The sequence below is a fragment of the Pseudomonas sp. 09C 129 genome (assembly GCF_002843625.1).
GTDB lineage: Bacteria > Pseudomonadota > Gammaproteobacteria > Pseudomonadales > Pseudomonadaceae > Aquipseudomonas > Aquipseudomonas chlororaphis.
The window spans coordinates 1,945,922-1,959,534 of sequence record NZ_CP025261.1 but is presented as its reverse complement, the minus strand read 5'-3'; the positions used below and the strand labels follow the sequence as shown (position 1 = coordinate 1,959,534).

At 62.2% G+C, this 13,613-nt stretch carries 9 protein-coding genes; 5 read left to right on the top strand and 4 right to left on the bottom strand.

Going from position 1 to position 13,613, the window contains the following annotated elements:
- Nucleotides 1-178: 178 nt before the first annotated feature.
- Nucleotides 179-526, bottom strand: coding sequence for an aspartate-semialdehyde dehydrogenase (locus tag CXQ81_RS09020; protein ID WP_085530013.1), 348 nt, complete (start codon nt 524-526; stop codon nt 179-181).
- A 219-nt stretch (nt 527-745) separates the two neighbouring features.
- Between CXQ81_RS09020 and rapA the strand changes: the two genes are divergently transcribed.
- Nucleotides 746-3,592 carry an RNA polymerase-associated protein RapA gene (gene rapA / locus CXQ81_RS09015; RefSeq protein WP_101337036.1) on the top strand — a complete coding sequence of 949 codons (2,847 nt, stop codon included), beginning with the start codon at nt 746-748 and terminating at the stop codon, nt 3,590-3,592.
- Nucleotides 3,593-3,668: 76 nt separating this feature from the next.
- Here rapA and CXQ81_RS09010 read toward each other — a convergent pair whose 3' ends face one another.
- Nucleotides 3,669-5,015, bottom strand: a complete 1,347-nt coding sequence (locus tag CXQ81_RS09010) for an MFS transporter (RefSeq protein WP_101337035.1) — start codon at nt 5,013-5,015, stop codon at nt 3,669-3,671.
- Nucleotides 5,016-5,352: 337 nt separating this feature from the next.
- On the opposite strand from CXQ81_RS09010, the gene CXQ81_RS09000 reads away from it, so the two are divergent.
- Together CXQ81_RS09000 and CXQ81_RS08995 are read left to right on the top strand one after the other, a co-directional pair.
- A complete protein-coding gene (locus tag CXQ81_RS09000) occupies nt 5,353-5,712 on the top strand; it encodes a YkgJ family cysteine cluster protein (RefSeq protein WP_007926609.1) in 360 nt (119 codons plus the stop codon).
- Nucleotides 5,713-5,855: 143 nt separating this feature from the next.
- Complete coding sequence (locus CXQ81_RS08995) at nt 5,856-8,144, top strand: bifunctional diguanylate cyclase/phosphodiesterase (RefSeq protein WP_101337033.1); 2,289 nt, start codon at nt 5,856-5,858, stop codon at nt 8,142-8,144.
- Here CXQ81_RS08995 and CXQ81_RS08990 read toward each other — a convergent pair.
- Nucleotides 8,035-8,931 (bottom strand): NAD(P)-dependent oxidoreductase, encoded by an 897-nt coding sequence (locus CXQ81_RS08990; protein WP_101337032.1) that lies wholly within the window; start codon nt 8,929-8,931, stop codon nt 8,035-8,037. The genes CXQ81_RS08995 and CXQ81_RS08990 overlap by 110 nt on opposite strands.
- Nucleotides 8,932-9,123: 192 nt before the next feature.
- Between CXQ81_RS08990 and CXQ81_RS08985 the strand changes: the two genes are divergently transcribed.
- Nucleotides 9,124-11,307 carry a hypothetical protein gene (locus tag CXQ81_RS08985; RefSeq protein WP_007926612.1) on the top strand — a complete coding sequence of 728 codons (2,184 nt, stop codon included), beginning with the start codon at nt 9,124-9,126 and terminating at the stop codon, nt 11,305-11,307.
- A gap of 328 nt (nt 11,308-11,635) precedes the next feature.
- Here the strand turns inward: CXQ81_RS08985 and CXQ81_RS08980 are convergent, their stop codons facing one another.
- Complete coding sequence (locus CXQ81_RS08980; RefSeq protein WP_007926613.1) at nt 11,636-11,947, bottom strand: DUF2288 domain-containing protein; 312 nt, start codon at nt 11,945-11,947, stop codon at nt 11,636-11,638.
- Between the two features lie 339 nt (nt 11,948-12,286).
- On the opposite strand from CXQ81_RS08980, the gene CXQ81_RS08975 reads away from it, so the two are divergent.
- Nucleotides 12,287-13,414 (top strand): branched-chain amino acid ABC transporter substrate-binding protein, encoded by a 1,128-nt coding sequence (locus CXQ81_RS08975; protein ID WP_007926614.1) that lies wholly within the window; start codon nt 12,287-12,289, stop codon nt 13,412-13,414.
- Nucleotides 13,415-13,613: the final 199 nt, after the last annotated feature.

Below are 13,613 nucleotides of genomic sequence, written 5' to 3'. Positions count from 1 at the left end.
TAGAGTGTGGCTACGGCCCTTGCGGGTTTGCCAATAATGCGGCGTGACGCGGCGGCTGACCAGTGATCGGCAGATATTCAGCGCAATTAAAGGTGGAGGCCCGTCGTTTGACCAGCACCGCGCGGATTGCGGTGTGTGATCCCCTGCTCCGCTCTCGCAGGTATTTAAAGAGCGGTATCTAAACCTCGACGTCGACCCACAGCCCCTGGCGTGGCGCGTCCTCGATCAGCGGCGCCACCGGCACGGTGTTGTCGGCATTCAACTCGTCCCCGGGCACAGCCAGGTGCAGTTCGGGATCGTCCGCAGCCTCGGCTTCACGCTGGCGTTTGTGCCTTTGCTGCTGGCGCTGCTGTTCTTCGCGCAGCAGTAGCGCCGACTGTTCGGCATCGCGCTTTTGCAGGTCGATGGTGCTTTCGTTGGAACTCTGTTGCACCGGCACCACCGGCGGGATATCCGGGCGCGGCCGGATCGGATCCTGCTGGGAGGTCACGGGCACGGCACTCAAGGGCAGCATCGGGGGCAGCATATTATTGGTCTCCTGTCGGCAGGCTGTCGGCTGCTGCGGGGGCGACTTGAGCCATCGGTCGCAAACTTGTGACCCAGTCGTCACCCGATAGTGCCCCGAGCCCCGACAAATGCGCCCGATACGCTACCTTCCAGCGTAGTTGTTTTTGTTAGAGTCCTTTGGCCTGAGGCCGCCGATCCGTTAACATAGTCGGCTTTTTCAAGGCGGGAGTCAGGCAGCATGGCGCAGCAGTATCAACCGGGGCAACGCTGGATTAGTGACAGCGAAGCCGAGCTAGGTCTAGGCACCGTTCTGGCACAGGACGGCCGCTTGCTGACCGTGCTCTATCCGGCCACTGGCGACACTCGCCAGTATGCGCTACGGAATGCGCCCCTCACTCGCGTGAGGTTTTCCCCGGGTGACACCATCACCCACTTCGAAGGCTGGAAAATGACCGTGCGCGAAGTCGACGACGTCGACGGCCTGCTGGTCTACCACGGCCTCAACGGGCAGAACGAAGTCGTCACCCTGCCGGAAACCCAACTCTCGAACTTCATCCAGTTCCGCCTGGCCAGCGACCGTCTGTTCGCCGGGCAGATCGACCCCCTGGCCTGGTTCTCCCTGCGCTACCACACCCTGGAACACACCAGCCGCCAGCTGCAATCGTCGCTGTGGGGCCTGGGTGGCGTACGCGCCCAGCCTATCGCCCACCAGTTGCACATTGCCCGTGAAGTCGCCGACCGTATCGCGCCGCGGGTTCTGCTGGCGGACGAAGTGGGCCTGGGCAAGACCATCGAAGCCGGCCTGGTGATCCACCGCCAGCTGCTGTCGGGCCGCGCCAGCCGCGTGCTGATCCTGGTCCCGGAGAACCTGCAGCACCAGTGGCTGGTGGAAATGCGCCGGCGCTTCAACCTGCAGGTTGCGCTGTTCGACGAAGAACGCTTTATCGAAAGCGATGCCGCCAACCCCTTCGAAGACACCCAGCTCGCCCTGGTGGCCCTGGAATGGCTGGTGGACGACGAGAAGGCCCAGGACGCGCTGTTCGCCGCCGGCTGGGACCTGATGGTGGTCGACGAAGCGCACCACCTGGTGTGGCACGAAGACCAGGTCAGCCCGGAATACGCGCTGGTGGAACAGCTGGCCGAGGTGATCCCCGGTGTCCTGCTGCTCACCGCCACCCCGGAACAACTGGGCCAGGACAGCCACTTCGCCCGTCTGCGCCTGCTCGACCCGAACCGCTTCCACGACCTGGCCGCCTTCCGCGCCGAGAGCGAAAACTATCGCCCGGTGGCCGAAGCCGTGCAGGAGTTGCTGGATAAAGGACGCCTGTCGCCCGAAGCGCACAAGACCATCCACAACTTCCTCGGCAACGAAGGCGAAGCCCTGCTCGCCGCCGTCAACGACGGCGACACTGAAGCCAGCGCGCGTCTGGTGCGCGAGTTGCTGGACCGCCACGGCACCGGCCGCGTGCTGTTCCGCAACACCCGCGCCGCGGTGCAAGGCTTCCCCGAGCGCAAGCTGCACCCGTACCCGCTGCCATGCCCGGACGAGTACCTGGAACTGCCGCTGGGCGAGCACGCCGAGCTGTACCCGGAAGTCAGCTTCCAGGCCCAGCCGGACGCCAGCGAAGAAGAGCGCTGGTGGAAGTTCGACCCGCGCGTCGAGTGGCTGATCGACCAGCTGAAAATGCTCAAGCGCACCAAGGTCCTGGTGATCTGCGCCCACGCGGAAACCGCCATGGATCTGGAAGACGCCCTGCGCGTGCGCTCCGGTATCCCGGCCACGGTATTCCACGAAGGCATGAACATCCTCGAGCGCGACCGCGCCGCCGCCTACTTCGCCGACGAAGAGTTCGGCGCCCAGGTGCTGATCTGCTCGGAAATCGGCAGTGAAGGTCGCAACTTCCAGTTCGCCCACCATCTGGTGCTGTTCGATCTGCCGTCGCACCCGGACCTGCTGGAGCAGCGGATCGGCCGTCTCGACCGGATCGGCCAGAAACACGTGATCGAGCTGCATGTGCCGTACCTGGAAACCAGCCCGCAAGAGCGCCTGTTCCAGTGGTACCACGAAGCGCTGAACGCCTTCCTCAATACCTGCCCGACCGGCAACGCCCTGCAGCATCAGTTCGGCCCGCGCCTGCTGCCGCTGCTGGAAGAAGCCGACGACGGCGAGTGGCAAGCACTGATCGACGAGGCGCGCACCGAGCGCGAGCGCCTGGAAGCCGAGCTGCACACCGGTCGTGACCGTCTGCTGGAGCTCAACTCCGGCGGTGCCGGCGAAGGCGATGCACTGGTGGAAGCGATCCTCGAGCAGGACGACCAGTTCGCCCTGCCGATCTACATGGAAACCCTGTTCGACGCCTTCGGCATCGACAGCGAAGACCATTCGGACAACGCGCTGATCCTCAAGCCGAGCGAAAAAATGCTCGACGCCAGCTTCCCGCTGGGCGACGACGAAGGCGTGACCATCACCTACGACCGCAACCAGGCGCTGTCTCGCGAAGACATGCAGTTCATCACCTGGGAGCACCCGATGGTGCAAGGCGGCATGGACCTGGTGCTGTCCGGTTCCATGGGCAACACCGCCGTGGCGCTGATCAAGAACAAGGCGCTGAAACCCGGCACCGTGTTGCTGGAACTGCTGTACGTCAGTGAAGTGGTGGCACCGCGCTCGCTGCAGCTGGGCCGCTACCTGCCTCCGGCCGCCCTGCGCTGCCTGCTGGACGCCAACGGCAACGATCTGTCGGCACGGGTCGCCTTCGAGACCCTCAACGACCAGCTGGAAAGCGTGCCACGGGCCAGCGCCAACAAGTTCATCCAGGCCCAGCGCGACCAGCTGACGCCGAAGATCAACGCCGGCGAAGCGAAGATCGCCCCGCGTCACGCCGAGCGCGTGGCCGAGGCGCAACGTCGCCTGGCCGCCGACACCGACGAAGAGCTGGCGCGCCTGACCGCGTTGCAGGCGGTCAACCCGACCGTGCGCGACAGCGAGCTGGTGGCCCTGCGCCAACAACGCGAACAAGGCCTGGCCATGCTTGAGAAAGCGGCGCTGCGCCTGGAAGCGATCCGGGTACTGGTAGCGGGCTGATCCCCCTGCTCTGCCGGTAAATGAAAAGGCCCGCACAATGCGGGCCTTTTTTTATCTGCTTCTGTAGAAGCACTGTTCAAGCCGCCACCGCCGCCCCCGCCGGCTCGCCCGGTACCAACCCGTCCTTCATCCGCTGCGCATCGCGCACGAAGCAGCGCGAGGCCAGGAACAGGAACAGCATGGTCAACAGCAACGCCACCGGGATCAGGTACATGGCGTCATGCAGGCCGACCGCCTTGAACGCCTCGGTCATCTGCCCGGCTCCTGCGGCGTACATCGCCGCATGGGCGAAGTGATCGGACAGCGCCCCCACCACCACCGGCCCCAGGCCTCCGCCCAGCAGATACAGGCCGGCGAAGAACAGCGCCATGGCCGTGGCCCGCAGACGTGGTTCGACCACATCCTGGATCGCCGTGTAAACGCAGGTATAGAAGTTGTAGGCGAACAGCCAGCCGACACTGAATACCGCGACGAATACCCCGATCTCGATGCGCCCGGCATGCAGGGCCCAGGCGGTGCACAGGGTCGAGATCAACATGCTGAAGGCGGCGAACAGCAACCGGCCATTGGCGACACGCTGGTGAATCTTGTCGGCGACCCAGCCGCCCAGGGTCAGGCCGAACAGGCCGGTCACCCCAACTATCACCCCGGTCGCCACCGCGGCTTCCTGTAACGGCATCAGGAAGTAGCGCTGCAACATCGGCACCAGGAACGAGTTGCAGGCGTAGGTGGCGAAGTTGAAAGTCAGCCCGGCCAGCACCAGCCAGAGAAAGGTCGGAATCGCCAACACCCGGCGGATCGGCCGGTCGACGCGCTCCTGGGAGACCTTGACGGCTTCCGCCGCCCCACGCTTGGGCTCCTTGATGAAGAACATGAACACCGCCAGCAACAGCCCCGGCACCGCGGCGATAAAGAACGGCGCGCGCCAGCTGTCGAAGGCCTTGACCATGGCGCCGATGGTGAAGAACGCCAGCAACAGGCCCAGCGGCAGGCCAAGCATGAAGATGCCCATGGCCCGGGCCCGGCGATGGGCCGGGAACAGGTCGCCGATCAGCGAGTTGGCCGCCGGCGCATAGCTGGCTTCGCCGATGCCGACGCCCATGCGCACGACGAGGAAACTCCAGAAGCTGCCCACCAGGCCGTTGACCGCGGTCAGCCCACTCCACACCGCCAGGCCCCAGCCCATGAGCTTGCTGCGCGACCCGGTATCGGCCATGCGCCCCAGGGGCAGGCCGGCAATGGCGTAGACGATGGTGAAGGCGGTACCGATGATGCCGATCTGGAAGTCGCTCAGGTGCCACTCCATGCGGATCGGCTCGATGATGATGGCCGGAATGGTGCGATCGAAGAAGTTGAACAGGTTAGCCAGGAACAACAGGAACAGAATGCGCCAGGCATTCGCCGCTTGGGTCGAGTTCTGCATGGGTCGGTCTCTTTATTGTTATTCGGCCAGACGCAACCGAGCCTGGAAGTTGCAATCTAGTCAGCCCCGCCGCGCTTGTCTGTAATGATTCGTAAGGCTGATACCAGGCAATCCGAAGCACAGGCCATCGACCGCGCTCGACGGCCGCCCGAACAACGCCATCGCCCCCGCCAAATTCGCCGAAAGCCCCCGGATACCGGGGCTAAAGCCCGATTTTTCAAGGGCTTGCACAGGGCCTGAAAAATACCTCGCGCGCCCCCTTCCCAAGGCCGTTGCGAAGCCTAGAATAGCGGCCTTGCTGCCCCCCTCATCAACCTCCTCCCCTTTGAATACGCCCATGTCCGAAGCCAGTCCGTGTCTGAATTGCGGTGCCTGCTGTTCACACTTTCGTGTGTCTTTTTTCTGGGGTGAATGCGCCTCTTCCGGCGGTACGGTCCCCGACGATCTGGTGGCGTCCATCAGCCCCAGCCGGGTCGCCATGCTCGGTACCGATTGCAAGCCGACCCGCTGCACCGCGCTGACCGGCGAGGTCGGCAAGGAAGTCAGCTGTTCGATCTATCACCAGCGTTCCAGTACCTGCCGCGAGTTCGAGGCGTCCTGGGAAAATGGCCAACAGAACGTCGATTGCGACGCCGCGCGCGCGGCATTCGGGCTCGCGCCCCTGGAGCCGACGCTGTACTTCGAACAGAGTGCTTAGCTCGATTGGCTATGGGATGAATTCCAAAATCATTTAAGTCAATCTGCCACCATCGCTCCCGGCCTTGCCTCGGCTCCCTATACTCACTCCCATTGGTCAGCCATCAGGGCTGGCCCTGGATGACTCAAGAAACGGGGCCTGCGATGGAATGGCTTGGTCTGCATTTTTTTACCGAGCTCCCCGAAGGCGGGCAGGTATTACTCACCTGCAGCCACAACCCCGTGCTGGTGATCCTCGCCTATCTGGTGGCCTGCGCTGGCAGCTTCGCCACCCTGGACATGGCCGAACGGGTGCGCCACGTCGACCTGGCAGCCGCCCAGCAACGCTGGCGCTGGATCGGCGCCTTCTGCCTGGCCGGCGGCATCTGGGCCATGCATTTCATTGGCATGCTGGCACTGCAAATCCCCATCGAAACCCATTACGACCTGCCGATGACCCTGCTGTCGCTGCTGATCGCGGTGATTGCATCCTGGCTGGCGATGAAGACCCTCAGCCATACCCAGCTGCAACTGTGGCGCTACCTGCTGGCGTCGATCTGGATCGGACTGGGCATCTGCGTCATGCATTATGTCGGCATGGCGGCGATGCGCTCACAAGCCACGGCCTACTACCAACCCGACCTCTTCGGCCTGTCGATTGCCATCGCCATCAGCGCGAGCCTGGTCGCCTTGCTGCTGTCCCGCTACCTGAGCAATGGCAGCGGCGTGCTCCACCAGCTGCTCAAATACGCGGCCAGCCTGCTGCTGGGGGGCGGCATAGTCGCCATGCATTTCACCGGCATGTGGGCGCTGAAACTGGTGATGCCAGTGGCGGGCACGCCTTCGATAGCGGTGGACGACAACCCCTTGCAACTGGGCCTGACCATCGCCGTCATCGCCCTGTTGATCATCGGTAGCAGCATCAGCGCGGCCCTGGCGGACAAGAAACTCCAGCACAAGGAACAGGACCTGCGCCGGGTCAACACCCTGTTGAGCCAACTGGACCAGGCCCGGGTGGCGCTGCAACAGGTGGCGCATTACGACGCCCTGACCAACCTGATCAATCGTCGTGGCTTCAATCAGCTGTTCGCCGAAAAGCTCATCGAAAAGACCGTGCAGGGCGGCATGCTGGCGGTGATGTTCCTCGACATCGATCACTTCAAGCGGATCAACGACAGCCTCGGCCACGATGCCGGCGACCAACTGTTGAAGGTGATTGCCGGCCATATCAAAAGCTCCACCCGCAGCCATGAAGACGTGGTGGCGCGTTTCGGTGGAGACGAGTTCTGCATCCTCATGAGCTTGAGCCACCGCGACGAAGCCCAGCACATGGCGCAACGCATCATGAACAAGATGAAAGAGCCCATCGAGCTGGCAGGAAGGCGCATGGTGATGACCACCAGTATCGGCATCAGCGTCTTTCCCGACGATGGCACAACCTGCGAAGAACTGCTCAAGCATGCCGACCTGGCGCTCTATCAATCCAAGGGCAGCGGTCGCAACAGCCTGCATTTCTTCAGCACCAACCTGAAGACCCGGGCGAGCCTGGAACTGCAACTGGAGGAAGAATTGCGCAACGCCCTGCGCCACGAAGCCGGATTGACCCTGTATTACCAACCCATCTACGACCTGGGCAGCCGCAAGGTCAGCAAGCTCGAAGCGCTGGTTCGCTGGCGGCATCCGTTGCACGGGCTGCTGGCCCCGGATCGCTTCATCGGGATCGCCGAAGCCAACGGGCTGATTGCCGAACTGGACAACTGGGTCCTGCGCAAGGCCTGCGAGGACCTGGCCGCCCTGTCCCGCCACGGCTTTGCCGAGCTGAAAATCGCGGTGAACTGCTCGGCCCTGAACCTGGCGCGGGAGGAGTTGGCCGAGGAGATCGCCAACACCCTGAGCAGCGCCGGTGTCGCGCCCCAGCGCCTGGAACTGGAAGTCACGGAAAACGCCCTGATGGGCAACATCGACAGCACCGTGGCCCTGTTGCGGCAGATCCGCAATCTTGGGGTGTCACTGTCGATCGACGACTTCGGCACTGGCTATTCGTCCCTCGCCTACCTCAAGCGCCTGCCGCTCAACACCCTGAAGATCGACCGCTCGTTCATCCAGGACGTGCCCCAGTCGACCCAGGACAAGGAAATCGTCCAGGCGATCATCGTCATGGCCCATACCCTGCACCTGCAGGTGGTGACCGAAGGCGTCGAGAGCCTGCAGCAGTACGAGTTTCTCGCCCAGTACGGCTGCGACTTCATCCAGGGTTACCTGCTCAGCCGGGCGCTGCCCCTGGAAGAGTTGCCCGGGGTGATCGACGAGATCGAGCAGCGCATGCTGCCCGCCGTCGCCGCGGTCAGCCCTCTGACGTCGGTTCGCGATACAGGCGGATCAGGGTCGCGGGATCCTGCTCCAGATAGCCCTGGCCGCCATGCAGGCGCATCAGTTGTGCAGCCAATCCGCTGATCGGCGTGGCCGAGCCCTGTTCGCGGGAGAACTTCACCGCCCCGTCCAGATCCTTGAGCAGGGTGCGCACATGCCATTTGATCGGTTCGAAGCGGCTTTCGGCCATCTGCGGGGCGAGAATCTGCAACGGCCTGGAATCGGCGAAACCACCGGCCAGCGCCTCCGCCAGCAATGACGCATCGACCCCGGAACGCTCGGCCAGCGCCACCACTTCGGCGATCACCAGGGCATTGCAGGCGACGATCATCTGGTTGCAGGCCTTGGTCACCTGGCCGGCGCCAACGCCGCCCATATGAGTCACCCGTTGCCCCAGATTGAGCAGGACCGGGCGCACCCGTTCGATATCCGCCGCCTCGCCGCCGACCATGATTGCCAGGCTGCCAGCCTCGGCACCGGGCGTGCCGCCGGACACCGGGGCATCGACCCAGCCCATGCCGGTGCTGCTGGCCAGTTGCGCGGCCATTTCCCGGGTGGCGGTCGGCTCCAGGCTGGAAAGGTCCACCAGCAGTTGGCCGGCCCGGGCTCCCTGGGCGATACCCTCGGCACCGAACACCACCTCACGCACCACCTCGGTATTGGCCAGGCACAGCAGCACCAGGTCCGCTGCCTCGCATAGCCGGGCCGGGGTCTCGGCCAGTCGCGCGCCCGCCTCCAGCAGCGGCGCGCATTTTTCCCGGTTGCGATTCCACACCACCAGGGGATAACCCGCCGCCAGCAGACGGCGACACATGGGCAAGCCCATCAGGCCAATACCGGCGAACCCGAGGGTGGGTAACGTTGCCATCATCTTGCCTCCTTTTGATTAAAGATCACCAAAAACTGGCCGATTTATCTGAGCTTAGGAAAGGATTCCCCCTAGCGGCCATCAGACTTATCCCTATCGCTGGGGCCAATATCGCGCTGTAAAGTCGCGAGATCCCACTTGATGGCTCTTTGATATCTTGTCACCGAGCCGACCAGTCCAGACACACGGCGCACAATGACTTCTAAAAACAATTCTGCCAACGCAGTATCCGAACTGACGCTGACCCCGGGCAGCCAGAGCTTTTCAGATTCGAAGCCATTGTCCAGCTCGCGCCCGCAGGCGCCCCAGCAATACCTCTACTTCACCGAAACCAACACCGACCGCATCCTCGACAACCTCGACGGCCTGCGCGACTCGGTATTTCCCCGCGCGCCGCACCTGGAAGACGAACTCGAGGCGCGCCGCGAGCAGGAGTTTCCCTCGGTCTGCCTGATCGGCCTGGGCCGCTGCGGGTCGAACATCGCCCTGGATGTGGCGGAGCTGGTGTACAACGCCCGCAAGTTCTACCTCAACGAATTCAACACCGACGACAAGGCCTATGCCGACAAGGGCTACAGCCCCGCCCAGTGGATCCGCCACAACCTGCGCCTGGGCCAGAGCAAGGCCAGCAAACCGGTGTTCCTGGTCGAGCCGCTGGTGATGCTGGGCGACCTGGACAAGGACATCGCCGGGCGCATCCGCTTCTCGCGCAAGGGCGAAAAAAGCGGCTTCATCCGCGACTACAGCAAAATGAAGATCATGGACCTCTCGGAAGTCCATGCCGGCGGCGCCGGCAACGCGCCGATCCTCGGCCAGTACCTGGCCAAGATCATCCTCAACAAGGACACGCAGCGCTTCTCCAGCCCCGACTGGAAAATGATCCACTCGTACCTGATCGACTCCTGCGGCATCAAGGCCAACCAGTCGCGCCTGTACTTCTCGATCTTCAGCGCCGGCGGCGGTACCGGTTCGGGCATGGCCTCGGAGTTCGGCCTGGCCCAGCAGTACTCGTACATGAACAAGACGTTCGACACCAAGCCGATCGACGAGCACGACAGCAAGAGCGGCCACTCCTTCGTCTTCGAGCCGATCTTCACCAGCGGCATCTGCGTACTGCCGAACATCTCCGATCACCGCAGCGAAATGTCCGAAGCGTTGCACATCAACGCCGGACGCTTGCTGTGCAAATACCTGTCGGAAGAATGGGACTTCTCCTACAACTTCGATAACGAAGACAGCAGCGAAGCCAGCGTCATGGGGCGCATCCGCCCATGGAACGCGATGATGCTGATCTCCAACGACATCATGCGTTATGCCGAAGAGAGCGATGACGGCAACATCCAGAACATCGACGTCAACGCCATGGAGAAGCACGCCAACCAGTACATCTCCCAGCAGATCTTCAACATCCTCACTGCCCAGGCGGTGACCACCGACTACGACCAGAACTACTTCCGCCGCGCCGGCATCGACATCGGCGAGACCATCCGCCTGGATGCCAACGACCTGTTCATGAGCCTGGCCGGCCCGGTGGCGATCGCCTATGCCGAGTCCGTGGTCCCGGAAACCCCGGTGCCGAGCGGCGACAAGTTCAAGGTGTTCGAGAAAGAGCCGCAGCGCCTGAACATCGACGACCTGTTCTTCCGCTCCATCGACCTGCCGCACTTCAACAAGGTGACCCAGGCCATCGAAGGCATCAGCCTGCTGCCGATCGAGTCCAAGCGTTATCGCGCGGCGCTGGAGCAATACAAGGCATCCGGTTACGACGCCGCCGCGCTGCACGACCTGCACTTCTTCAAGAACTGCTCGTCGGTGGTGTCGATCGTCTCCCTGCCCAAGGACTACAAGCTGTCGTACATGGACCTGAACCGGCTCAAGACCCACCTCAACAGCCTGTTCCCCAATACCACCCTCAAGCGTTACGCCCTGGTGATCGGCGCTTCGGCCAACCTGTCGCTGACCACCCTGATCGCCAAGAGCCCGTGCCTGTCGGACGACTTCCTGACCCTGATCGTGGCCTTTATCAAGCGTTGCTTCGCCCGCAACCCGTACCGCTTCGACGAGACCCTGGACAACTCGATCCTCGACTTCATCGTCAGCGAGGCATTCGATGAAAGCCGCATCGACGAGTTGCTCAACGAGTTCGAGAACCCGGCGAAGATCCTCGATACCAACTGGTACGCGATCAAGCCGATGTACGAGAAGAAGTACCGCGAGCTGATCAACGACAAGGACAAGTTCGTCTCGATCAACGACATCCGCCTGTCCCGCGATTGCGTGAAGAAAGCCATCAAGTACCTGCGCGAGATCTACCGCCACCGCATCGGCAAGACCAAGGTCATCTCGCTGAACAACCATACGGGCAGGACGGCTTACTAACCAGCTGCCCCCCTCACCTGTAGGAACAGCGGGTCGACGCTCGATTGCTCGCGATCAGCGGCATCGAGCTCAAGCGATGTCGACTAGGCTGGACGCGATCGCGAGCAAGCTTCGCTCCAGGGGAAATGGCGTTTACAGGGAAGTGATGTTAATCCCCTGAAACAATCAGGCAGCCCTCGGGCTGCCTTGCAAACTGTTCCCATTCCGCTTACGTCACCGTCAGCCTGAAATGGGTGGGGCCTTTCTCCACGGGCAACTTGCCAGCACCCTGATCGCGGTTACTCGGCTACACACTTTTAGCTGGAAAAACCAGGCACTATTTTGGTGCTCAATCTTCGCCCTGCGCCCTTTCCTGGACCAGAATCCACGGCGAAACCACCACCGCCCACAGCAGCGGATCGCGCTCCACCAGATCCAGCGCCCGCGTCGCAGACACCTTGCCCACCTTCTCGGCGGCCAGCCAGGCAGAGACTTTCTCGGCCTGGTTCTCGGCCATGGCCTCGGCTGCCTCGATCAAATCCAGGCTGGCGTCGACCCACAATAGGGCACCCTTGGCGAAGAACGGTTCCAGCTCCTTCCAGGTAATGGATGCGGTTTCACCAAGCAGCTTGGCATAGAGGGTGCTAGGTTCTTGAGTCATGGGCCTGTCCCGAAAAGAAATCGGCGCAATGATAACGTCGGTGCTCTGGCAGACAAACCCGGTTGCAATTGCGTCAACGATAGAGAAGTGCAGGAGAGCCAGGGATTGCTCGCTGAATACGGTCAAAACCCCGCCGCGATTCTGTCTTTTTCTTTCAATAAAGCGACACCCCCTGATTTTGCCCCCTGGCGCCAGCTTCCCAGGCTAACAATCGGCGCTCTACACTGTACCGGTACAGTTGCCGGGGGCATTTTCCGGGGATATCCAAGAGATATCTGACCCGGTTCTGCTGCTACGGCGCCAGGACTATAAAAATTACAACAGTAAGAGTGGAGCACTATGAATAAGGCTACTAAGCAGATTTCCAAACTGTTTGCCGCTATGGTTCTGGCCGGAGTCGCCAGCCATTCGTTCGCAGCTGACACCATCAAGATCGGCATCGCCGGCCCCAAGACCGGCCCTGTAGCCCAGTACGGCGACATGCAGTTCAGTGGCGCCAAAATGGCCATCGAACAAATCAACGCCAAGGGCGGCGTCGATGGCAAGCAGCTCCAGGCCGTCGAATACGATGATGCCTGCGATCCGAAACAAGCCGTCGCCGTAGCCAACAAAGTCGTCAACGACGGCGTCAAGTTCGTGATCGGTCACCTGTGCTCCAGCTCCACTCAACCGGCTTCGGACATCTACGAAGACGAAGGCGTGGTCATGATCACCCCCGCCGCCACCAGCCCGGACATCACCACCCGTGGTTACAAGATGGTGTTCCGCACCATCGGCCTGGACAGCGCCCAGGGCCCTGCCGCCGGCAACTACATCGCCGACCACGTGAAGCCGAAAATCGTTGCCGTGCTGCACGACAAGCAGCAGTACGGTGAAGGCATCGCCACCGCCGTGAAGCAGACCCTCGAGAAGAAAGGCACCAAGGTTGCCGTGTTCGAAGGCATCAACGCCGGCGACAAAGACTTCTCCTCGATGATCGCCAAGCTCAAGCAAGCCAACGTCGACTTCGTCTACTACGGCGGCTACCACCCGGAGCTGGGCCTGATCCTGCGCCAAGCCCAGGAAAAAGGCCTGAAAGCCAAGTTCATGGGTCCGGAAGGCGTGGGTAACGACTCCATTTCGCAGATCGCCAAGGACGCTTCCGAAGGCCTGCTGGTGACCCTGCCGAAATCCTTCGACCAGGATCCGGCCAACGTAGCCCTGGCGGATGCCTTCAAGGCCAAGAAAGAAGACCCGAGCGGTCCGTTCGTGTTCCCTTCCTACTCGGCTGTCCAAGTGATTGCCGAAGGCATCAAGGCCGCCAAGTCCGAAGACGCCACCAAAGTGGCCGAAGCCATCCACGCCGGTACGTTCAAGACCCCGACCGGCGACCTGAGCTTCGACACCAAGGGCGACCTGAAAGACTTCAAGTTCGTGGTCTACGAGTGGCACTTCGGCAAACCTAAAACCGAAGTCTCGCCTCAATAAGGCCCTGTCTGACTGACTGCCAATAAAGCCCACGGCGTGCCGTGGGCTTTGTTTTGCGAACGTATTGGGCCTGTTTTCCGTGATCCGGAAGCCCGCCCACCTGAAAATCTCAAAACCGTCATCAGCGGTTCGCTGGCAAAACCTGACCCGAAGTGGATGCAGATCCACGGGGCACAGGCGGGAAAATGACTCCACCAGT